We start from the raw sequence: 20,483 nt of genomic DNA, 5'->3' as shown, positions 1-20,483 counted from the left end.
ATCGCGAGCAGTCGAGCATCGACCGGCTGCTCCTACAGGGAATGGCGCAAATATCTGTAGGAGCGAGCTTGCTCGCGATAAGGCCGGCAGGACGTCACTATTTCAAGCTGGCCTGCACGGCGGCCACGCCATCCTTGCCATCGAAGCTGCTGACCCCGGCCAGCCAGCGCTGCAGGTCTTCGGGATGCTCGCGCAGCCATTGCCGCGCCACGTCCTGGGGCGTCTTGCGTTCCATGATCGGCACCATCAGTTGGCTTTCCTGGGCCGCGGTGAAGGTCAGGTTCTGCAGCAGGCGCTGGACGTTGGGGCAGCGCTCGGCGTAGTCCGGCGCGGTGACGGTGGACACGCTGGCCGCGCCTTCGTTGGGCCCGTAGACGTCTTCGCTGCCGGTCAGGTAGGCGATCCGCATATTGATGTTCATCGGGTGCGGGGTCCAGCCGACGAAGACCACGAACTCCTTGCGGTTGATCGCCCGTTGCACCGCCGCCAGCATGCCGGCCTCGCCGGACTCCACCAGCTTGAAGCCCTTGAGGCCGAAACGGTCGCTGTCGATCATGGTCTTGATGGTGGTGTTGGCGCCGCTGCCGGGCTCGATGCCATAGATCTTGCCGCCCAGTTGCTCCTTGAAGCGGGCGATGTCGGCAAAGGTCTTCAGCCCCGCGGCGGCGACATAGTCGGGCACAGCGAGGGTGGCCTGGGCGTCGGCCAGGCTGGGTTGATCCAGGACCTTGACCTGCCCGGCCTCGAGGAACGGCGCGATGTTCTTGTCCATCGCCGGTTTCCAGTAGCCGAGGAAGATGTCCAGGCGCTTGTCGCGGATGCCGGCGAAGATGATCTGCTGCACGGCGCTGGTCTGTTTGCTGTCGTAGCCCAGGCCGGTCAGCAGCACGTCGGCCATGCCACTGGTGGCGATGACATCGGTCCAGTTGACCACGCCCATGCGCACGGTCTTGCAGGAGGCGGGCTCGCTGGCCCAGGCATTGGCGCTGAGCAGCAGGGCGCCACAGAGAAGCGGGAGACAAGGCTTGAACAGGGTTTTCATCACAGGGTCTCGTCCGGCAGGTTGTTATTGTCGGGGGCGGCGTCTTGTTGCGCCGTGCCCACCACTTTAGGTAACCCTGATCGTTATGAAAGCGCCCTGAGGCGACCGGCTCTTGCACTGGGGCGACCCGACGGCTTCAGGCCCACAGGCTCGCCCAGGCCGAGGCCAGCAGCAACAGCGCCATGCCCCGGTTGAAAGGCTGCATGGCCCGCGGCGAACGCAGCAGCCGGGCGGAGCCGGCGCCGAGCAGCGCCCAGGTGCCGAGGCAAGGCAGGGACACCAGGAAAAATACCAGCGACAGGTACAACACCTGGCCCTGGCGTTCGCTGCCGTTGCCGGCGAATACGCTGACCACGACCAGGGCCATCATCCAGGTTTTCGGGTTGACCAGTTGCAGGCTGGCGGCGCCGAGCAGGCCCAGGCGCCTGTGGCTGGTGTCCGTTTGTGGGTCGAGGGACGGCGCCGGGGCGCGGAAGATCTGCCAGGCCAGGTAGCTCAGCCAGATCACCCCGGCCCAGCGCATGGCGCTCGGCAGGCCGGGCACCTCCATCAGCGTGCGGCCGAGGCCGCTGCCCACCAGCATGACGATGCCGGCGGCGGCCACGCAGGCGCCGAGAACGATCGGCAGCGCAGCCCTGAAACCGTAGCGGGCGCTGTTGCTCAGCAGCAGGATATTGGTCGGCCCCGGGGTGATCGAGGCGACGAAGGCGAACAGCAGGAAGGGCAGCAGGGTGGACAGGGAAGGCAACATCGCAGGCAGGCTCCAGTGAAGATCGATGGAGGCGATCTTCGCCGGCGCGGGTTCAGGCGTCTGGAAGGTTTGAGCAGCGCTTGCGGTAGGCCGCCGGGGTCAGGCCGTAGGCGCGGACGAACCAGCGGCCCATATGGCTCTGGTCGGCGAACCCCAGGGCCATGGCCACCTCGGCCGGTTGTGCGCCGCGGGCCAGCAGGCGCCGGGCCTTGGCCAGGCGCAATTGCACCAGGTAAGCGTGGGGCGGCAGGCCATAGGCGGCCTTGAAGGCACGGGTCAGGCGGAAGCGGTCGACACCGCAGACCGCGCCCAGCTCGTCCAGGCTGATGTCCTGCTGGGCATGGGCATGCAGGTAGTCGCGGGCCTTGTGCGCCACCAGCGGCAGGCGCGGGTCCTGGTGGTAGCGCTTGCGCCAGCGCAGGTGCCCGGTGAGCTGGTCGAGCAACTGGTCCATGGCGCTCTGGCGGACGATGCGCAGCTCGCCGTGGTGCAGGCTGTGGAAGGCAGTGCTGGTGGCCTGGGCCAGGCGCTGGTCGCTGGCCAGGTTGTTGGCGAAACTCAGCTGGCTGTCGGCCGGCGCCTCCTCGAACAGCGCGCTCAGTTCACGCTCCAGCCACTGCGGGTCGAGGTACAGCATGCGGTAGGTGAAGCCGCCTTCGGTGGGCGCGTCGCCGTCGTGGATTTCCCCGGGTTCGAGCAAAAATACCTTGCCCGGGGTGCTGTGAAAGCGCTCGCGCCGGCAGTGGAATTGCTGCACGCCTTCTTCGGTCACGCCCACCAGGTAGCTGTCATGCCAGTGGGGATCGTAGGCATGGCCGGTGAAATGGGCGCGCAGGGTTTCGATACCGGTGTCGGCGTCCTGGGCCAGATCGATCCAGTTGTGCGCGTTCATGGAATATCCGTGACAAGGGCGGGAACGCCAGTTAGCGCCCGCCGGCCGGGGCGGATCTAGAACATTTGTGCGGCATCAACCGAACAGCCCGGCGGCGATGTTGATGGAAAACCCGAGGATCGCGGTGTTGAACAGAAAACCGATCAGCGACTGGGCCAGGACGATCTTGCGCAGCTCGCGGGTGGCGACGCCGACGTCGGAGGTCTGCACCGCCACGCCGATGGTGAAGGAGAAATACAGGAAGTCCCAGTAATTGGGGGTGGTCAGGCCTTCGGCGAAACGCAGGGCCGGTTCCTTGCCGCCCCAGGTGTAGTAGAGGCGGGCGTAGTGCACGCTGAAGATCACCCCGATCAGCAACCAGGAACCCAGCACCGTCAGGCCGGTAAAGGCGTAATGCAGCAGGCGTCGACCGGTTTCCAGGTCCTTGCTGCCGGCCAGCGAGAAGGTGATGGCGGCGAGGCTGGCGATGGCCGCGATGCACACCATGAACAACACCAGTCCGGCGTTTTCGTCCTCGACCTCGGCGATGCGTTTCACGTCGTCGGCCCTGGACCGCGCGGTGAGCCAGCACATCAGCGCCAGGTAGCTCCAGACCCCGGCGTTCCAGCCGATGAGAATCTTGCTGATCAGCAGGTCGGCCGGTGCCAGGATGCCCACCGCCAGGCCGATCAGGGCACCGATGGTCAGGCGAGGGTGGGTACGTACAAGAAGGGACATGACGGCTCGCTGCGGCGGACTTGCCGCAAACCTTAGCATGCCGGCCCCGTGGCCGCAGGGGCGGCGGTACCCTGCGGTCACATAGGTCTTCTTCTGTAGGAGCGAAGCTTGCTCGCGATAAATCTTCAGCGATGACGCGGTGCACTGAAGACCCGCCGCCGCATGACTATTCGGCGGCTCCTGGCGCCGTGACGCTCGCTGCTTTTTTACTGCCGCGTCTGACCAGCCGCATCACCACCACAAAGAACACCGGCACGAACACCACCGCCAGGGTCGCGGTGATCATGCCGCCGATCACCCCGGTGCCGATGGCCTGCTGGCTGGCCGAACTGGCGCCGCTGGCGATGGCCAGGGGCACCACGCCGAGGATGAACGCCAGCGAGGTCATGACGATCGGCCGCAGGCGCAGGCGCGCGGCCTGCACCGTGGCGTCCACCAGGTCGTGGCCTTCGTCGTACAGGCTCTTGGCGAACTCGATGATCAGGATCGCGTTTTTCGCCGACAGGCCGATGATGGTGATCAGCCCGACCTTGAAGAACACGTCGTTGGGCATGCCGCGCAGAGTCACCGCCAGCACCGCGCCGAGCACGCCCAGGGGCACCACCAGCAGCACCGAGGTCGGAATCGACCAGCTCTCGTACAGCGCCGCCAGGCACAGGAACACGATCAGCAGCGACAGCCCCAGGAGCAGCGGCGCCTGGCTGCCGGACAGGCGTTCCTGCAGCGACAGGCCGGTCCACTCCTGGCCCAGGCCGGCCGGCAGCTGGCTGACCAAGCGCTCGATTTCCACCATGGCCTCGCCGGTGCTGTGGCCCGCGCTCGGCTCGCCGGAAATGCTCACGGCCGGGTAGCCGTTGTAGCGGGTCAGCTGGGTCGGGCCCTGGGTCCAGCGGGCCTGGGCAAAGGCCGACAGCGGCACCATCTTGCCGAGGTTGTTGCGCACATGGATCTTCAGCAGGTCTTCCACCTGGCTGCGCCGGTCGCCCTCGGCCTGGACCACCACCCGCTGCATCCGCCCCTGGTTGGGGAAGTCATTGATGTAGCTGGAACCGACCGCGGTGGACAGCACATTGCCGATGTCGGCAAAGGACACGCCCAGGGCATTGGCCTGCTTGCGGTCGACTTCCAGGTGCACCTGCGGCGCCTCGGCCAGGGCGCTTTCGCGCACGTTGACCAGGATCGGGCTCTTTTGTGCCGCCGCCAGCAGCTCGGTGCGGGCCTGCATCAGCGCGGCATGGCCGAGGCCGCCGCGGTCCTGCAGGCGGAATTCGAAGCCGCTGGAAGTGCCCAGGCCGTCCACCGGCGGTGGCAGCACGGCGTAGGAAACCGCGTCCTTGATTTCACTGAAGGCAGCGTTGGCCCGGTCGGCGATGGATTGCGCCGAATCGTCGCTGCCGCGCTGCGACCAGTCCTTGAGGGTGGTGAAGGTCAGCGCGGCGTTCTGCCCGCTGCCGGAGAAGCTGAAGCCGAGAATCACCGTGCTGTCGCCGACCCCGGGCTCGCTGGCGTTGTGCGCCTCGATCTGCTCCACCACCTGGATCGTGCGGTTCTTGCTCGCGCCCGGTGGCAGCTGGATGTCGGTGATGGTGTAGCCCTGGTCTTCCACCGGCAGGAACGAAGAGGGCAGGCGGCTGAACAGCAGCCCCAGGCCCACCAGCAGCACGCCGTACACCAGCAGATAGCGGCCGCAGCGCTTCAGCGCATAGGCGACCCAGCGCTGGTAGCCGTCGCTGAGGTTTTCGAAGCGCCGGTTGAACCAGCCGAAGAAGCCGGCCTTTTCATGGTGCTCGCCCTTGGCGATCGGCTTGAGCAGGGTGGCGCACAGGGCCGGGGTCAGGGTCAGGGCGAGGAAGGCCGAGAACAGGATCGAGGTGGCCATCGACAGCGAGAACTGCTGGTAGATGACGCCCACCGAACCCGGCATGAAGGCCATCGGCAGGAACACCGCCACCAGCACCAGGGTGATGCCGACGATGGCGCCGGTGATCTGTTGCATCGCCTTGCGCGTCGCCTCCCGGGGCGACAGGCCTTCGCTGGCCATGATCCGCTCGACGTTCTCCACCACCACGATGGCGTCGTCCACCAGGATGCCGATGGCCAGGACCATGCCGAACATGGTCAGCACGTTGATCGAGAAACCCAGCGCCAGCATGGTGGCGAAGGTGCCCATCAGCGCCACCGGCACTACCAGGGTCGGGATCAGGGTGTAGCGGATGTTCTGCAGGAACAGGAACATCACCGCGAACACCAGCAGCATGGCCTCGCCCAGGGTGTAGACCACCTTGGTGATCGAGACCTTGACGAAGGGCGAGGTGTCGTAGGGGATCTTGTATTCCACGCCGGCTGGGAAGTAGCGCGCCAGCTCGTCCATCTTCGCCCGGATCAGGGTCGCGGTGTTGAGGGCGTTGGCCCCCGGCGACAGCTGCACGCCGACCGCAGTGGAAGGCTTGCCGTTGAGGCGGGTGGAGAACTGGTATTCCTGGCTGCCGACTTCCACCCGGGCGACGTCGCCGACGCGCACGGTGGAGCCGTCCGGATTGGCCCGCAGGACGATGTCGGCGAACTCTTCCGGGGTCGACAGCTGGCCCTTGACCAGCACGGTGGCGGTGATTTCCTGGGTCGAGCTGCCCGGCAGGTCGCCGATGCTGCCGGCCGAGACCTGGGCGTTCTGCGCGACGATCGCCGCGTTGACGTCGGCCGGGGTCAGGTTGAAGCCGATCAGCTTCTGCGGGTCGATCCACACCCGCATGGCCCGCTCGGCGCCGTACAGCTGGGCCTTGCCGACCCCGTCCAGGCGGCGGATCTCGTTCATCACGTTGCGCGCCAGGTAGTCGCTGAGCGCCACGTCGTCGAGCTGGCCGTCGTTGGAGGTGAGGGTGATCAGCAGCAGGAAACCGGCCGAGACCTTTTCCACCTGCAGGCCTTGCTGGGTCACCGCTTGCGGCAGGCGCGGCTCCACCACCTTGAGGCGGTTCTGCACGTCGACCTGGGCCATTTCCGGGTTGGTGCCCGGCTGGAAGGTGGCGGTGATGGTGGCGCTGCCCAGGCTGCTCTGGGAGGAGAAGTACAGCAGGTGGTCGGCGCCGTTGAGCTCTTCCTCGATCAGGCTGACCACGCTTTCGTCCACGGTCTGCGCCGAGGCGCCCGGGTACACGGCGTAGATCTCGATGCTCGGCGGGGCGACGTCGGGGTACTGCGCCACCGGCAACTGCGGGATGGAGAGGGCGCCGGCCAGCAGGATAAACAGGGCGACCACCCAGGCGAACACCGGACGGTCGATAAAGAATTGCGGCATGAGGGTTCCTACCTACTGTCCAGTGGTCTGGGCAAGGGGAAGAGGGCTGTCGTCGATCTGCACCTTTTCGCCCGGACGGGCGTGCTGCAGGCCCTCGACGACGATACGGTCGCCGGCCTTGAGGCCTTCGCTGACGATCCAGCGGTCCTTTTGCGCGGCGCCCAGTTGCACCGGGCGTTGCACCACCCGCTGCTCGGCATCCACCAGCAGCACCTGGGCGATGCCGGCGCTGTCGCGCTGGATGGCGCGCTGCGGCACGCTGATGCCCTGGCTGTTCACCGCTTGCTCCAGGCGTACGCGAATGAAGCTGCCGGGCAACAGGTCGAGGTCCGGGTTGGGGAACTCGCTGCGCAGGATGATCTGGCCGGTGCTCGGGTCGACGCTGAGGTCGGCGAACAGCAGCTTGCCCGGCAGCGGGTAGAGGCTGCCGTCGTCCTGGATCAGCGTGGCCTTGGCCTGGTCCTGGCCGACCTGTTGCAACTGGCCGGCGCGGAAGGCGCGGCGCAGGTCGTTGAGCTCGCGGGTCGACTGGGTGAGGTCGGCGTGGATCGGGTCCAGTTGCTGGATCAGCGCCAGCGGCGTGGTTTCGTTCTGACCCACCAGCGCGCCCTCGGTGACCAGGGCGCGGCCGACGCGCCCGGAAATCGGCGCGGTGACGGTGGCGTAGCCCAGGTTCAGCCGGGCGCGCTGCACGGCGGCCTGGTTGGCCGCTACGTCGGCGGCGGTCTGGCGCGCGTTGGCCCGGGCGTTGTCGTATTCCTGGGCGCTGATGGCCTTGTCGGCGATCAACTGGGCGTAGCGCTGCTCCTGCAAGCGGGCCTGGAAGGCGTTGGCCTCGGCCTTGCGCAGGCTGGCCAGGGCGCTGTCGAGGTCGGCCTTGAACGGCGCCGGGTCGATACGAAACAGCACGTCGCCCTGTTTGACGTCGGTGCCTTCGCGGAAGGTCCGTTGCAGCACCACGCCGGCCACCCGTGCACGGACCTCGGCGATGCGCGGCGCGGCGATGCGCCCGCTCAGTTCGCTGCTGATCGACAGCGGGCGAGTCTCGATGGTTTCGATCCGGACCTTGGCCAGCGGCGCCTGTTCTTCGGCGGTGGAGGCCTTGTCACAAGCGCTCAGCGCGGCTGCCAGCAACAACAGGCAGAACGGCGCAAACAGGTTTTTCGACATGCTGATACCCCAATGATGACTGCGGCATGCTAAGGGCATGCTGCAAGAACCGCTGTGAAGCTGTGTAGGTGCTGTGTGAAAAAGTGTGAAGTGAATGCTCGGGCACGCGCGAGGTTGTATATCCTTTGTGCCTCGCTGATCGGGCGACGGCTTCCCTGGGACACTCCAAGAAAGGTTGTCGCTGGGTTTTTCTTCACTCAAAGACTTTCAATCCATGCCCAACATTCTTCTGGTCGAAGACGACCCCGCGCTTTCTGAACTGATCGCCAGTTACCTGGAGCGCAACGGCTATCAGGTCAATGTCATCAGCCGCGGCGACCAGGTGCGTGAACGGGCGCGGGTCAATCCGCCGGACCTGGTGATTCTCGACCTGATGCTGCCCGGCCTGGACGGCCTGCAGGTCTGCCGCCTGCTGCGGGCCGACTCGGCGTCGCTGCCGATCCTGATGCTGACCGCCCGTGATGATAGCCATGATCAGGTGCTGGGTCTGGAAATGGGCGCCGACGATTATGTGACAAAGCCGTGCGAGCCGCGCGTGTTGTTGGCGCGGGTGCGCACCCTGTTGCGCCGCAGCAGCCTCGGCGAGCCGCAGACCGCCAGCGACCGGATCCTCATGGGCAACCTGTGCATCGACCTGTCGGAGCGTACCGTGAGCTGGCGCGATCAATTGGTGGAGCTGTCCAGCGGCGAATACAACCTGTTGGTGGTACTGGCCCGGCATGCCGGCGAGGTGCTGAGCCGCGACCAGATCCTGCAACGCCTGCGGGGCATCGAGTTCAACGGCACCGACCGCTCGGTGGATGTGGCGATCTCCAAGCTGCGGCGCAAGTTCGACGACCACGCCGGCGAGGCGCGCAAGATCAAGACCGTGTGGGGCAAGGGCTACCTGTTCAGCCGTTCCGAATGGGAATGCTGAGTCGATGCTGAGAATCCTGATTCGCCTGTACCTGGTGACCATCGTCTCGTTCAGCGCGGCGATCTACCTGGTACCGGAGCTGGTGGTGAAGGTCTTCCACGAGCGTTTCGTCACCTACAACCTGGACTATTCCCGGGGCCTGCAGACCCTGATCGTCAAACAGTTTCGCGGCGTGCCCCCGGAGCAGTGGCCGGCCCTGGCCGCGGAAATGGACCAGGAGTTCCAGCCGCTGCACATCGTGCTGACCCGCAACGACGATGCCGATTTCACCCTGTACGAGCGCGAACGCCTGCAACGCGGCGAGAACGTGGTGCGGGTCGGTGACTGGGGCTGGCGCACCCTCGCGGTGGCGCCGCTGGACGAGCAGATGGCGGTGCAGATGGTGGTGCCGCCGGACCCGATCGACGTCAGCCTGCTGTACTGGAGCATCAACGTGCTGATCGGCGCGACCATGCTCGCCTGCCTGTTGCTCTGGCTGCGGCCGCACTGGCGCGACCTGGAGCGCCTGAAACACGCCGCCGAGCGCTTCGGCAAGGGCCACTTGAGCGAGCGCACGCAGATCCCTTCCAGCTCCAACATCGGTAGCCTGGCCAATGTCTTCGACACCATGGCCGGCGACATCGAAAACCTGCTGAACCAGCAACGCGACCTGCTCAACGCGGTGTCCCACGAGCTGCGCACCCCCTTGACCCGGCTCGACTTCGGCCTGGCCCTGGCGCTCTCCGACGACCTGCCAGCCACCAGCCGCGAACGCCTGCAAGGGTTGGTGGCGCACATTCGCGAGCTGGACGAGCTGGTGCTCGAACTGCTGTCCTACAGCCGGTTGCAGATCCCGGCGCAGTTGCCGGAGCAGGTCGAGGTGTCGCTGGACGAGTTCATCGACAGCATCCTCGGCAGCGTCGACGACGAGCTGGAATCCCCGGACATCGTTATCGATGTGTTGCTGCACGGCAGCCTGGAGCGCTTCACCCTCGACCCGCGGCTGACTGCCCGGGCGATCCAGAACCTGTTGCGCAACGCCACGCGTTATTGCGAAAAGCGCATCCAGGTCGGGGTGCAGGTCAGCGACAGCGGCTGTGAAATCTGGGTCGACGACGATGGCATCGGCATTCCCGACGACGAGCGCGAGCGGGTGTTCGAGCCTTTCTACCGTCTGGACCGCAGCCGCGATCGCGCCACCGGCGGCTTCGGCCTCGGCCTGGCGATCAGCCGTCGGGCCCTGGAAGCCCAGGGCGGGACCCTGACCGTCGAGGCCTCGCCGCTGGGCGGCGCGCGTTTCCGCCTGTGGCTGCCGACGCCGGCCTGAGCCATGCCAGGCATCCCCTGCGACGGGGAATGCCCGGCAAGCCGGCGTTATGGAAGCTGTTGCATCAGCACAGCGCGGTCGGCTGTAGCTCGCTGGCCTTGATCAGGTTCACGCCCGCCGCGCGCATCTGCCGGGTGGCCTTGTCCAGCGAGCCGTCCATGTTGATGGCCCGGCAGGCGTCGACTATCACGAAGGTATTGAAGCCCGCCGCCCGCGCATCCAGCGCCGACCAGGCCACGCAGTAGTCCAGGGCGAGCCCCACCAGATACACCGTATCGATGCCGCGCTGGCTCAGGTAGCCGGCCAGGCCGGTCGTGGTGGTGCGGTCCGCCTCGACGAAGGCCGAATAACTGTCGATATCCGGATTGCAGCCCTTGCGCAGGATCAACTGGGCGTGGGGCAGGTTGAGTTTCGGGTGCAGTTCGGCGCCACGGCTGGCCTGCACGCAATGGTCCGGCCACAGCACCTGCGGGCCATAGGGCAGCTGGATGATGTCGTTCGGCGCGTGGCCTTCGTGGCTGGAGGCGAACGAGATATGCCCGGCCGGGTGCCAGTCCTGGGCGATCACCACCTGCTTGAAGTGGCCGCCCAGGCGATTGATCAAGGGCACGATCTGATCGCCCTCCGGCACCGCCAGCGCGCCGCCGGGGATGAAGTCGTTCTGTACGTCGATGACCAGCAGCGCCTTGCGTGAGCGACGGCTGCTGGAGGTTTTGGTCGTAGGCATGTGCAAGCTCCCTGAGGTTGAACGATCAGTCCATTCTCCGAGAGCATAGCGCGCCCCGTCCATGGCACCGCTCCGCCGGTCAGGGCATGGGCACCACCTGACGTCAGGTCTTGCGGCCAGTGGCAATGAGCTCTTCGTAGCGGCCCTGTTGGGGCAGGCCATTGGTGTAGCCGGCGCGCTCGGCGTCCGGCAGCCGGGTGGTGCGCTGGCTGACGCAGCGCTGGTTCTTGCTGTCCCAGACCTGGCCGTCCGGGCAGTTGGCGGCGGCCGCCAGCAAGGTTGTCAGCAGGCCGCCAGCGAGCAGCAGCGGGGCGCCGAAGGCGAGGGGGCGGATGTTCATCGCGCAGTCTCCATTCGGATAGCGGTCCCCCCATTAAAGGTCCATCGCCCTGGCCGCGCAGCCCAAACTGACAGATTTTTCATGCCGTCAGTCGCCTCGGCGGGGCTATGCTGGGCAGCATTGGCCAATGACCTGGAGGCGATCGATGAAAGACCCGCAACCTTCGATCCATCACGCTGCCGCCGACGGCTACAAGGGCGCGGCCGACACCTACGTGCGTGGCCGCCCGGACTACCCGCCGGCGTTGGACCAGTGGCTGCGCACCCGCCTGGGCTTGCAGGCGGGCCAGGTGGTGGTCGATCTCGGCGCCGGTACCGGCAAGTTCACCGGGCGCCTGTTGGCCACCGGGGCGCGGGTGATTGCCGTGGAGCCAGTGGCGCAAATGCTCGCCAAACTCGCCGCCAGCCATCCCCGGGCCGAAGCCCTGAGTGGCACTGCCAACGCTATTCCGCTGGCCGACGAGTCGGTGGATGTCGTGGTCTGCGCCCAGGCTTTTCACTGGTTCGCCAGCCATGAGGCGTTGAACGAAATCGCCCGGGTGCTCAAGCCGGGCGGTCGCCTGGGCCTGGTGTGGAACCTGCGCGATGCGCGGGTGCCGTGGGTGCAGCGCCTGGACCGGATCGTCAACGCCCTGCAAGGCGACACGCCGCGCTATTACACCGGGGCCTGGCGCCAGGCCTTTCCCCACCCGCGGTTCACGCCCTTGCAGGAACAACACTTCAGCAACAGCCACAGCGGCGCGCCGGAGAACGTGATTTTCGATCGGGTGCGCTCCACCAGTTTCATTGCCGCCTTGCCGGATGCAGAGCGGGCGCAGGTCGACCGGCAGATCGCCGCCTTGATTGCCGCGGAGCCGGAGCTGCGGGACAAATGCGTGGTCAGCGTGCCTTACGAAACCGCGGCGTTCTGTGCCCACAAAATCCCGTGATCGCGCAATCCCCCTGTAGGAGCGAGCTCCTACAGGGGGCCGCTGTGTTGCCAGTCCCGGTTTTGGCCGATGCGCTGCCTTACTGCGTGGCACGGGCCCTTGCTATAGTTCGGGCCTCATTTTTTTTGCCCGGTAAGGAATGCTGCCATGTCCGAATATCAAGCCTTTCGCGTCGAACTTGCTGACAACATCGCCCATGTGCAGATCAACCGTCCGGAAAAGATCAACTCGATGAACGCTGCGTTCTGGAGCGAGATCATCGAGATCTTCCGCTGGATCGACGACACCGACGCGGTTCGCGTGGTGGTGCTGAGCGGCGCCGGCAAGCACTTTTCCTCCGGCATCGACCTGATGATGCTGGCCGGCGTGGCCAACGAACTGGGCAAGGACGTCGGGCGCAACGCACGCCTGCTGCGGCGCAAGATCCTGCAGCTGCAGGCATCCTTCAATGCCGTCGACAACTGCCGCAAGCCGGTGCTGGCGGCGATCCAGGGTTACTGCCTGGGCGGCGCCATCGACCTGATCGCCGCCTGCGACATGCGCTACGCCGCCGCGGACGCGCAATTCTCGATCAAGGAAATCGATATCGGCATGGCCGCCGATGTCGGCACTTTGCAACGTTTGCCGCGTATCATCGGTGACGGCATGCTGCGCGAACTGGCTTACACTGGACGCACCTTCGGCGCCGAGGAAGCGCGCAGCATCGGCCTGGTCAATCGCACCTACGCCGACAGCGAAAGCCTGCTCGACGGCGTGATGAGCATTGCCTGGGAAATCGCCAGCAAGTCGCCGATCGCCGTCAGCGGTACCAAGGAAATGATCAGCTACATGCGCGACCATCGCATCGACGACGGCCTGGAATACATCGCTACCTGGAACGCCGCCATGCTGCAATCCACCGACCTGCGCGTGGCCATGGCCGCCCATATGAGCAAACAGAAACCTGAATTTCTGGACTGATTGAACATGACTTCACGCTGGACCACCGCAGTACTGGATATCGACCTTCCCGGCGGCTGGGCCGTGGCCCGCGGCCCGCAGGGCTTTCTGTTCGACGACAACGGCGCGCTGTTCCCCCGCGAATGGCTCAAGCGCCAGGACCTGCCGATCCTCGCCGAGCACGGCATCGGCCACCTGGATGGCGAGCCGGTGTACCTGCTGGAGCTCAAGAGTGTTTCCGAGGTGCCGGGCTGCAACTGGAAAGGCCTGCGGGCGTTCATGCTCGACGGCGACCACACCCTGTACAAGGTCCTGGGCTATGCCGCGCAGATCGGCACCTGGGCCCGCGAGCATCGTTTCTGCGGCAACTGCGGCCAGCCCATGACCCAGGTGGTGCGTGAGCGGGCGATGTACTGCGAGCCCTGCGACCTGCGTAGCTACCCGCGGATTTCGCCGAGCATGATCGTGCTGATCACCCGTGGTGACGAGGTGCTGTTGGCGCGGTCGCCGCGTTTCGTCCCCGGGGTCTACAGCACCCTGGCCGGGTTCGCCGAGCCCGGCGAGTCGGCCGAGGACTGCCTGGTGCGCGAGGTGCGTGAAGAGGTGCAGATCGAGGTCAAGAATATCCAGTACATCGGCAGCCAGTGCTGGCCGTTCCCGCATTCGATGATGCTGGGTTTTCATGCCGAGTATGCCGGCGGCGAGATCGTGCCCCAGGAAGACGAGATCGAGGATGCGCAGTGGTTCAACGTGCATGCGTTGCCGCCGCTGCCGGCGTCGCGCTCGATTGCCCGTTACCTGATCGATCTGTATGTGGCCCGGCGCCTGGGGTTGGCGGAGCCTGTATTGCCGGGTTGAGCGCCGGCTGGAAGGAAGCTGGAAGAAAATAGCGCGGGCGAATCCACTGGGTTCGCCCGCTGTCGTTTCAGCGGGTCAGACGGCGCTGAACCAGTGCTGCCAAGCCAGGCGCACGGTCAGGCCCAGGACCACGGTGATGAACACCGGACGAATGAATTTCGCGCCGCCGCTGATGGCGGTGCGAGCGCCGAAGAAGGCGCCGACCATCAACGACAGACCCATGCTCAGGCCGATGGCCCAATCCACCTGGCCCGAGAAAATGAAGATCGACAGCGCCGCGGCGTTGCTGACGAAGTTCATGCTGCGCGCCACGCCGCTGGCCTTGACCAGGTCGATGGGGTAGAGCAGCAGGCTGCTGACGGTCCAGAAGGCGCCGGTGCCGGGGCCGGCCACGCCGTCGTAGAAACCGAGGCTGAAGCCCTGGGTCGATTGCCACTTTTTCTTGATTGGCGCCTCGCTGTCCAGGGGGGCTTTTGGCGTGCCACCGAACAGCAGGTAAACACCACAGGCGAAGACGATCACCGGCAGCATCTTGTTCAGCCATTCGGCCGGCAGGTAATGGGCCACCACCGCGCCGGTCAGCGCACCCACCAGGGTGCCGACTATGGCGTGGGTCCATTGCCGCGGGTGGAACAGCTTGCGCCGGTAGAAGGTGAAGCTGGCGGTGGCCGAGCCAAAGGTCGAACTCAGCTTGTTGGTGCCCAGCACCAGGTGCGGCGGCAGGCCGGCGGTGAGCAGCGCCGGGGTGGTGAGCAGGCCGCCACCGCCGGCAATGGCATCGATAAAGCCGGCAATGAAGGCGACGAGGGCAAGAATGGCGAGGGTGGTCAAATCTACGCTGAGTTCGAAAGGCATGGGATCGACTTATTTCGGCGGGGCGCAGAAGAGCTGCGCGAAAGGTCGGTATCTTACCCATAACCTCGGATGCCTGCGACCGCCCCATACTTGTAGGAGCGAGGCTTGCCCGCGATGAGGCCCTTATAAACGCCACAATTCTTTCAGGATAGCGGCGCGGCCATTGACGCCATCGCGGGCAATCGAGCGTCGACCGGCCGCTCCTACAGGAGAGCCTGTGAGGCTGCTATTGGCGTTCGGGGCCGTTGCCGATCTGCCATACGAAGGGTGGTTCGCTGCCATTGATTGCCCAATCGCCGACGATGCGCGCCTTGTAGATCACCGGGTTGTGCGACGACACAGTGCGGGCGTTGCGCCAGTGGCGATCGAGGGCCTTGCCCTGGCGGATATCCGAAGCGCCGAGGGCATTGAACAGTTCGCTGGTGGCGCGCTGGATCAGCTCGGTGACCACCACCTGGGCCGTGGCCGACTGGATTTCCGCCGCGACATTGGCCGCCCGTTCCGCCTCGTCATTACCGGCAAAACGCGCCAGGTACGCCTGCTGCGCCGGCTCAGCCGCGCGCACCGCGCTGGCCTCGGCGGCGTACACCAGGGCCGAGATCTCGCCGACCACCTGCTGCACCTGGGCATCCTCGCTGACCCGTGGCGCATTGCCGTGGCTGTAGATGCGCTTGCGGTTGCGCACTTGGTGGGCCACATCGCGCAGGGCCGCGCGGCCGATGCCCGCCAGCGTCGCCAGCAGCACCAACTGGTAGAAGGCGGTCTGGTATTTGAAGCGGGTGGCGAAGTCGATAAGGTTCTCGGCCTCGACTTCGGCATCGATGAAGCGCGAAGTGCCGCTGCCGGTGGTGCGCTGGCCGAAGCCGTCCCAGTCGTCGCTCTGCACTATGCCCGGTTGGCGGGCGCGCACCGCGGCGATCACGTCGCCACCGGTGTCGCTGCGCCGGGCGTAGACATCGATCCAGTCGGAGAAAATGCTCCCGGTGCTGTAGAACTTCTCGCCGTTGAGCCGCCATTTGTCGCCATCCGGCGAGACTTGGGTGATGACGTCGCCGATGGCCACGCTGCCGATCTCGGTCCAGGCGCAGCCGACGATGTCGCCCTCGACGAAACGCTTGAACCACAGGTCCCGTGCCGGCCCCGGGGCGGCGTTGAGCCGGTCCTCGGCAAAGGCGAAGTGCCCGCGCAAGGCTTGCGGCACGTTGGAATCGGCCTCGGCCAGTTCGATCAGCAGCTGGAACAACTGCGGCAGGGAGGCGCCCCCTCCGCCGTATTCCACCGGCACCCGCACCGCGCCAAAACCGGCCTCCTTGAGCCACAGGATCGCCTCGTACGGCAGGCTGCGCGATTGCTCGCGCGCCACCGCACCGGCGGCGATCCGGCTGAAAATCGGCCGGAAGCGCCCGGCCAGGGCTTCGTAGTCGACGCCTACGGACAATGGGTTGATTACCTGGTGTTCGGTCATGGCACAGTTCCTTCTCAGCAATAAATTGGCTCGGCAGTGAAAGCCTGGTTTCTGCGGAGCGGATTGCAGGGTCCGTGCCGGGAGGCGGGTGGCCGTAAACAGTGGGCCGGGCGCAGGGTGGCTCGCCGGCAACTGTTGCCCAGCCAACAGCGCATCAACAAATCGACCCGTTCCCCAAGATCCAGGCCGATTCCTGTAGCCGCTGCCGAAGGCTACGCAAAGGCCCGAAGGGCCTTCAAAAGCGGCGTCTGCTGCGCAGCCGATCGCAGCCTGCGGCAGCGGCTACAGGGGCGAGTGTCTTCTGGTGTTTTGCGGCTGGCACGGTTGCTGCTCTGTTCCCCGGACACTTCAGTCGCGAGGACAAGCCAATGAGTCAGCAAGCCGTGAAATTTGCCTATTGGGTGCCGAACGTCAGTGGCGGGCTGGTGGTCAGCAAGATCGAGCAGCGCACCCACTGGGGTATCGACTACAACCGCAAGCTGGCGCAACTGGCCGAGGCCGCCGGTTTCGAGTACGCCCTGACCCAGATCCGCTTCACCGCCGGCTACGGCGCCGAGTTCCAGCATGAGTCCGTGGCGTTCAGCCACGCGCTGCTGGCCGCCACCGAGAAGCTCAAGGTGATCGCCGCGATCCTGCCCGGTCCCTGGCAACCGGCGCTGGCGGCCAAGCAACTGGCGACCATCGACCAGCTGACCCATGGCCGGATCGCGGTGAACATCGTCAGCGGCTGGTTCAAGGGCGAATTCCAGGCCATCGGCGAACACTGGCTGGAGCACGACGAGCGTTATCGGCGTTCCGAAGAGTTCATCCGTTCCCTCAAGGGCATCTGGAGCCAGGACAACTTCACCTTTCGCGGCGATTTCTATCGCTTCGACAACTACAGCCTCAAGCCCAAGCCGCTGGGTCAGCCGGAAGTGTTCCAGGGCGGCAGTTCCCGCGCCGCGCGGGACATGGCGGCGCGGGTGTCCGACTGGTACTTCACCAACGGCAACACGCCGGAAGGCATCAAGGCTCAGGTCGACGACATTCGCGCCAAGGCCGCGGCCAACAATCACTCAGTGAAGGTCGGGGTCAATGCCTTCGTGATTGCCCGCGACACCGAGGAGGAAGCGCGCGCGGTGCTGGCCGAGATCATCGACCAGGCCGACCCCGAAGCGGTGAACGCCTTTGGCGACGCGGCGAAACAGGCGGGCAAGGCATCGCCGGAAGGCGAGGGCAACTGGGCCAAGTCCACCTTCGAGGACCTGGTGCAGTATAACGACGGGTTCAAGACCAACCTGATCGGCACGCCACAGCAGATCGCCGAGCGCATCGTCGCCTTGAAGGCGGTGGGGGTGGACCTGGTGCTGGCGGGGTTCCTGCATTTCCAGGAAGAGGTGGAGTACTTCGGCAAGCGCGTATTGCCACTGGTGCGCGAGTTGGAAGCCAAGGCGGCACTGAAGCGGCAGGATGCCGCGGCTTGAGATGGACTGTAGGAGCGAAGCTTGCTCGCGATAGCGGACTGGCGGATATGCCGCGTCGTCTGCATCGCGGGCAATCGAGCGTCGACCGGCCGCTCCTACAGAAGAAGGTTACAGACCCAGCTCGGACAGCCCCGGATGGTCATCCGGGCGCCGGCCCAGCGGCCAGTGGAACTTACGCTCGCTTTCCTTGATTGGCATGTCGTTGATGCAGGCGTAGCGGTTGGACATCAGGCCGTGCTCGTCGAACTCCCAGTTCTCGTTGCCGTAGGAGCGGAACCAGTTGTCCGAGTCGTCGTGCCATTCGTAGGCATAACGCACGGCGATGCGGTTGTCGGTAAAGGCCCAGAGTTCCTTGATCAGGCGATAGTCCAGCTCCTTGGCCCATTTGCGGGTCAAAAAGCCCTTGGCCTCTTCGCGGTTGTGGGCGAACTCGGCGCGATTACGCCATTGGGTGTCCAGGGTGTAGGCCAGGGACACTCGCTGCGGATCGCGGGAGTTCCAACCGTCTTCGGCCAGGCGGATCTTTTCAATGGCCGACTCGCGGGTGAAAGGGGGAAGTGGCGGACGAACTTCAGCGTTAGATGACATTTAAAGTCTCCAATGAAAGTTGAGGTTCAGCAGGGTGTCGAACTTGTTTTAAAGGATTACAGGTCCAATAACTTTCGCGCCATGCATTGCGCATTATCGGCGGCACTGCGATCACCCATCACAAGTGCAACGGTAATGGCGCCGTCGATCAGGATCAGCAGCTGTCTGGCTTGCTCCTCCGGATCCCCGGTGCCGGGTTTTTCAGAAATGTGTGCCTTGCAGAGCTCGACTACGTAGTCGAGCAGTTTCTGTTTGTGTTCCCTGGCCACCACCCGTACCGGGTCCTGCGGGTCGCCGGTCTCGCCGCTGGTATTGATGAAGGCGCAGCCGCGAAAGTCCTCCGAGGCGAACCAGTCGCCCAATACAGTGAACAGCTTGAGCAGGCGTGCGGCCGGCGTCGGGGCCTTGTCCACCTCGCTCCTGAACCAGTGCATCCAGCGCAGGTCGCGGCGTTGCAGGGCGGCCACCACCAGTTCGTCCTTGGTGGTGAAGTAACGGTAGATGCTCTTTCTGGAGACGCCGGCGGTCTTCACCAGAAGATCCATGCCAGTGGCGGCGATGCCACTTTTGTAGATCAACTTTTCGGTGACATCCAGAATGATGTCGCGTGTGTCATTGCTAGTGATTTCGTTCATGTGGCGTACAGTAGAACGATCGTTCTCCTTGGTCAATAAGTTATTTTCCCACACACAAGATTATTGTCGTCGTTCATCCAGTTGCGAGCGGTTGTGCGGCGGGGACGAGGGACAGGCGACAAATCTTCACAGCGACCCGCAAGACCCGAACCGGCACCTTGGTGTAAGCTCTTGCGCTCTTTTGGATTCGACCTTCTGCGAGCCCTATGCCGTCGCTTTTCAAACGTTCCCTGCTGCCCAAGTTGCGCAGCTTCCCGCTGGCTGCCGATGACCTGTCCATCCTCAATGGCGCCGCCGAATTCCGCCGTTGTCTGCTGGAGAAGATCGCCCAGGCCACCCGGCGCATCTATATCGTCGCCCTGTACCTGCAACAGGACGAGGCCGGCCAGGAAATCCTCGATGCCTTGCACGCCGCCAAGGCCGCGCGTCCGGAGCTGGACGTGGTGGTCGTGGTCGACTGGCTGCGCGCCCAGCGCGGGCTGATCGGCGCCGGCAAGCAGCCGGGCAACTCGGCCTGGTACCAGGAAATGACCCGCACCCACGCCAGCGTGGTGCCGGTGTACGGCGTGCCGGTGCAGACCCGCGAGCTGTTCGGCGTGCTGCACCTGAAGGGTTTCGTGATCGACGATTGCGTGATCTACAGCGGCGCCAGCCTGAACAACGTGTACCTGCACAAGTTCGACAAATACCGCTTCGACCGCTACCACCTGCTGCACAACCGCGAGCTGGCCGACTCCATGCAGCACCTGGTCCAGCATGGCCTGGTGGCGTCGCGGGCGGTGCATCGCCTGGACCTGCCGAACCTGCCGACCACCCGCAGCCTGCGCAACGACATCGGCGACCTGCGCAGCCGCCTCAAGCACGCGGCCTACGACACCAGTGCCGGCGGGGTACTCAAGGACACACTGTCGGTCAGCCCGCTGCTCGGGGTGGGCAAGAACAACCCGCTGAGCCGGGTCATCTGCGAACTGATCGCCAGCGCCCAGCAGCAACTGACCATCTGCACGCCGTACTTCAACCTGCCGCTGGCGGTGACCCGGGAAATCAACCGCGCCCTGGCGCGCGGGGTGAAGATCGACATCATCGTCGGCGACAAGACCGCCAACGACTTCTACATTCCGCCAAGCGAGCCGTTCAAGGTCATTGCCGCGCTGCCGTACCTCTATGAGATCAGCCTGCGGCGCTTCGCCAAGCGGCATCAGAAGGCCATCGACAGCGGCCGCCTGAACCTGCACCTGTGGCGCGACGGCGACAACACCTACCACCTCAAGGGTATGTGGGTGGACCAGCGCTACACCTTGCTCACCGGCAACAACCTCAACCCGCGGGCCTTCCGCCTCGACCTGGAAAACGCCTTGCTGCTCGACGACCCCAAGGGCGAGTTGCTGGAACCGCGGCGCCAGGAGCTGGAAACGATCTTCCGCCACACCCGGCGTATCGAGCACTTCCAGCGCCTGGAAACCCTGGTGGACTACCCGGCGGCCGTCGGCAAGTTCCTGCGCCGGGTCAGCCGGGTGCGGATCGAGCGGTTGCTCTACCGCATCCTCTGAGGTCCGCGACGAACGATCCACAACGCGAAGCCCCCTGCGGGGCTTA

At 65.3% G+C, this 20,483-nt stretch carries 19 protein-coding genes; 7 read left to right on the top strand and 12 right to left on the bottom strand.

Translation table 11 applies throughout. From position 1 onward, the window contains the following. Positions 1–97: 97 nt before the first annotated feature. The 6 genes from J4D52_RS28930 to J4D52_RS28905 all read right to left on the bottom strand — a co-directional run bounded on the left by J4D52_RS28930 (position 98) and on the right by J4D52_RS28905 (position 7,867). A complete protein-coding gene (locus J4D52_RS28930) occupies positions 98–1,042 on the bottom strand; it encodes a choline ABC transporter substrate-binding protein (protein WP_102676696.1) in 945 nt (314 codons plus the stop codon). 136 nt (positions 1,043–1,178) lie between these two features. After that, positions 1,179–1,793, bottom strand: a complete 615-nt coding sequence (locus tag J4D52_RS28925; RefSeq protein ID WP_102676697.1) for a LysE family translocator — start codon at positions 1,791–1,793, stop codon at positions 1,179–1,181. A 52-nt stretch (positions 1,794–1,845) separates the two neighbouring features. Further along, positions 1,846–2,685 carry an AraC family transcriptional regulator gene (locus J4D52_RS28920; protein ID WP_102676698.1) on the bottom strand — a complete coding sequence of 280 codons (840 nt, stop codon included), beginning with the start codon at positions 2,683–2,685 and terminating at the stop codon, positions 1,846–1,848. Between the two features lie 75 nt (positions 2,686–2,760). Continuing rightward, positions 2,761–3,402, bottom strand: a complete 642-nt coding sequence (locus tag J4D52_RS28915) for a DUF1345 domain-containing protein (protein ID WP_028682563.1) — start codon at positions 3,400–3,402, stop codon at positions 2,761–2,763. Between the two features lie 166 nt (positions 3,403–3,568). Continuing rightward, complete coding sequence (locus J4D52_RS28910) at positions 3,569–6,697, bottom strand: efflux RND transporter permease subunit (protein ID WP_102676699.1); 3,129 nt, start codon at positions 6,695–6,697, stop codon at positions 3,569–3,571. A 12-nt stretch (positions 6,698–6,709) separates the two neighbouring features. Beyond that, a complete protein-coding gene (locus tag J4D52_RS28905; protein ID WP_025808669.1) occupies positions 6,710–7,867 on the bottom strand; it encodes an efflux RND transporter periplasmic adaptor subunit in 1,158 nt (385 codons plus the stop codon). Between the two features lie 214 nt (positions 7,868–8,081). On the opposite strand from J4D52_RS28905, the gene J4D52_RS28900 reads away from it, so the two are divergent. Both J4D52_RS28900 and J4D52_RS28895 read left to right on the top strand, forming a co-directional pair. Beyond that, positions 8,082–8,783, top strand: coding sequence for a response regulator transcription factor (locus tag J4D52_RS28900; protein WP_007926528.1), 702 nt, complete (start codon positions 8,082–8,084; stop codon positions 8,781–8,783). Positions 8,784–8,787: 4 nt separating this feature from the next. Continuing rightward, positions 8,788–10,089 (top strand): ATP-binding protein, encoded by a 1,302-nt coding sequence (locus J4D52_RS28895; protein ID WP_063431231.1) that lies wholly within the window; start codon positions 8,788–8,790, stop codon positions 10,087–10,089. 64 nt (positions 10,090–10,153) lie between these two features. On the opposite strand, the gene pncA is transcribed toward J4D52_RS28895, so the two are convergent. Both pncA and J4D52_RS28885 read right to left on the bottom strand, forming a co-directional pair. Continuing rightward, on the bottom strand, positions 10,154–10,816 hold the full coding sequence (pncA, locus tag J4D52_RS28890; protein ID WP_025808671.1) for a bifunctional nicotinamidase/pyrazinamidase: 663 nt from the start codon (positions 10,814–10,816) through the stop codon (positions 10,154–10,156). 103 nt (positions 10,817–10,919) lie between these two features. Continuing rightward, a complete protein-coding gene (locus tag J4D52_RS28885; protein ID WP_102676700.1) occupies positions 10,920–11,156 on the bottom strand; it encodes a hypothetical protein in 237 nt (78 codons plus the stop codon). Between the two features lie 145 nt (positions 11,157–11,301). Between J4D52_RS28885 and J4D52_RS28880 the strand changes: the two genes are divergently transcribed. From J4D52_RS28880 to nudC, 3 genes are all read left to right on the top strand, one after another. Next, positions 11,302–12,084: a class I SAM-dependent methyltransferase gene (locus J4D52_RS28880; protein WP_025808672.1), complete on the top strand. Its 783-nt coding sequence runs from the start codon at positions 11,302–11,304 to the stop codon at positions 12,082–12,084. A gap of 147 nt (positions 12,085–12,231) precedes the next feature. Then, the gene (locus tag J4D52_RS28875; RefSeq protein WP_063431223.1) at positions 12,232–13,044 is read left to right on the top strand and encodes a crotonase/enoyl-CoA hydratase family protein; all 813 of its coding nucleotides are present in this window, start codon (positions 12,232–12,234) and stop codon (positions 13,042–13,044) included. 6 nt (positions 13,045–13,050) lie between these two features. Beyond that, complete coding sequence (nudC, locus tag J4D52_RS28870) at positions 13,051–13,881, top strand: NAD(+) diphosphatase (protein ID WP_025808674.1); 831 nt, start codon at positions 13,051–13,053, stop codon at positions 13,879–13,881. Positions 13,882–13,956: 75 nt separating this feature from the next. Here the strand turns inward: nudC and J4D52_RS28865 are convergent, their stop codons facing one another. Then, positions 13,957–14,736, bottom strand: coding sequence for a TSUP family transporter (locus J4D52_RS28865; protein WP_009044159.1), 780 nt, complete (start codon positions 14,734–14,736; stop codon positions 13,957–13,959). 226 nt (positions 14,737–14,962) lie between these two features. Beyond that, positions 14,963–16,201: an acyl-CoA dehydrogenase family protein gene (locus tag J4D52_RS28860; protein ID WP_025808676.1), complete on the bottom strand. Its 1,239-nt coding sequence runs from the start codon at positions 16,199–16,201 to the stop codon at positions 14,963–14,965. A 368-nt stretch (positions 16,202–16,569) separates the two neighbouring features. On the opposite strand from J4D52_RS28860, the gene sfnG reads away from it, so the two are divergent. After that, entirely contained in the window at positions 16,570–17,664 is a 1,095-nt protein-coding gene (gene sfnG, locus J4D52_RS28855; RefSeq protein ID WP_102676701.1) for a dimethylsulfone monooxygenase SfnG, read from the top strand. Positions 17,665–17,772: 108 nt separating this feature from the next. Here the strand turns inward: sfnG and J4D52_RS28850 are convergent, their stop codons facing one another. Together J4D52_RS28850 and J4D52_RS28845 are read right to left on the bottom strand one after the other, a co-directional pair. Continuing rightward, the gene (locus J4D52_RS28850) at positions 17,773–18,252 is read right to left on the bottom strand and encodes a nuclear transport factor 2 family protein (RefSeq protein ID WP_102676702.1); all 480 of its coding nucleotides are present in this window, start codon (positions 18,250–18,252) and stop codon (positions 17,773–17,775) included. Between the two features lie 56 nt (positions 18,253–18,308). Continuing rightward, the gene (locus J4D52_RS28845) at positions 18,309–18,887 is read right to left on the bottom strand and encodes a TetR/AcrR family transcriptional regulator (protein WP_102676703.1); all 579 of its coding nucleotides are present in this window, start codon (positions 18,885–18,887) and stop codon (positions 18,309–18,311) included. A gap of 206 nt (positions 18,888–19,093) precedes the next feature. On the opposite strand from J4D52_RS28845, the gene pssA reads away from it, so the two are divergent. Beyond that, positions 19,094–20,437 (top strand): CDP-diacylglycerol--serine O-phosphatidyltransferase, encoded by a 1,344-nt coding sequence (gene pssA, locus J4D52_RS28840; protein WP_102676704.1) that lies wholly within the window; start codon positions 19,094–19,096, stop codon positions 20,435–20,437. Positions 20,438–20,483: the final 46 nt, after the last annotated feature.

The sequence above is a fragment of the Pseudomonas sp. GW460-12-10-14-TSB1 genome (assembly GCF_017349775.1).
Classification (GTDB): domain Bacteria; phylum Pseudomonadota; class Gammaproteobacteria; order Pseudomonadales; family Pseudomonadaceae; genus Aquipseudomonas; species Aquipseudomonas piscium.
The sequence above is the reverse complement of the archived record's forward strand: the minus strand, read 5'-3'. Positions and strand labels throughout refer to the sequence as shown.

Excerpts from the sequence above, each read along its gene's own strand:
- J4D52_RS28930 (WP_102676696.1), bottom strand. The coding sequence starts at position 1,042 with ATGAAAACCCTGTTCAAGCCTTGTCTCCCGCTTCTCTGTGGCGCCCTG.
- J4D52_RS28925 (WP_102676697.1), bottom strand. The coding sequence starts at position 1,793 with ATGTTGCCTTCCCTGTCCACCCTGCTGCCCTTCCTGCTGTTCGCCTTC.
- J4D52_RS28920 (WP_102676698.1), bottom strand. The coding sequence starts at position 2,685 with ATGAACGCGCACAACTGGATCGATCTGGCCCAGGACGCCGACACCGGT.
- J4D52_RS28915 (WP_028682563.1), bottom strand. The coding sequence starts at position 3,402 with ATGTCCCTTCTTGTACGTACCCACCCTCGCCTGACCATCGGTGCCCTG.
- J4D52_RS28910 (WP_102676699.1), bottom strand. The coding sequence starts at position 6,697 with ATGCCGCAATTCTTTATCGACCGTCCGGTGTTCGCCTGGGTGGTCGCC.
- J4D52_RS28905 (WP_025808669.1), bottom strand. The coding sequence starts at position 7,867 with ATGTCGAAAAACCTGTTTGCGCCGTTCTGCCTGTTGTTGCTGGCAGCC.
- J4D52_RS28900 (WP_007926528.1), top strand. The coding sequence starts at position 8,082 with ATGCCCAACATTCTTCTGGTCGAAGACGACCCCGCGCTTTCTGAACTG.
- J4D52_RS28895 (WP_063431231.1), top strand. The coding sequence starts at position 8,788 with ATGCTGAGAATCCTGATTCGCCTGTACCTGGTGACCATCGTCTCGTTC.
- pncA (WP_025808671.1), bottom strand. The coding sequence starts at position 10,816 with ATGCCTACGACCAAAACCTCCAGCAGCCGTCGCTCACGCAAGGCGCTG.
- J4D52_RS28885 (WP_102676700.1), bottom strand. The coding sequence starts at position 11,156 with ATGAACATCCGCCCCCTCGCCTTCGGCGCCCCGCTGCTGCTCGCTGGC.
- J4D52_RS28880 (WP_025808672.1), top strand. The coding sequence starts at position 11,302 with ATGAAAGACCCGCAACCTTCGATCCATCACGCTGCCGCCGACGGCTAC.
- J4D52_RS28875 (WP_063431223.1), top strand. The coding sequence starts at position 12,232 with ATGTCCGAATATCAAGCCTTTCGCGTCGAACTTGCTGACAACATCGCC.
- nudC (WP_025808674.1), top strand. The coding sequence starts at position 13,051 with ATGACTTCACGCTGGACCACCGCAGTACTGGATATCGACCTTCCCGGC.
- J4D52_RS28865 (WP_009044159.1), bottom strand. The coding sequence starts at position 14,736 with ATGCCTTTCGAACTCAGCGTAGATTTGACCACCCTCGCCATTCTTGCC.
- J4D52_RS28860 (WP_025808676.1), bottom strand. The coding sequence starts at position 16,201 with ATGACCGAACACCAGGTAATCAACCCATTGTCCGTAGGCGTCGACTAC.
- sfnG (WP_102676701.1), top strand. The coding sequence starts at position 16,570 with ATGAGTCAGCAAGCCGTGAAATTTGCCTATTGGGTGCCGAACGTCAGT.
- J4D52_RS28850 (WP_102676702.1), bottom strand. The coding sequence starts at position 18,252 with ATGTCATCTAACGCTGAAGTTCGTCCGCCACTTCCCCCTTTCACCCGC.
- J4D52_RS28845 (WP_102676703.1), bottom strand. The coding sequence starts at position 18,887 with ATGAACGAAATCACTAGCAATGACACACGCGACATCATTCTGGATGTC.
- pssA (WP_102676704.1), top strand. The coding sequence starts at position 19,094 with ATGCCGTCGCTTTTCAAACGTTCCCTGCTGCCCAAGTTGCGCAGCTTC.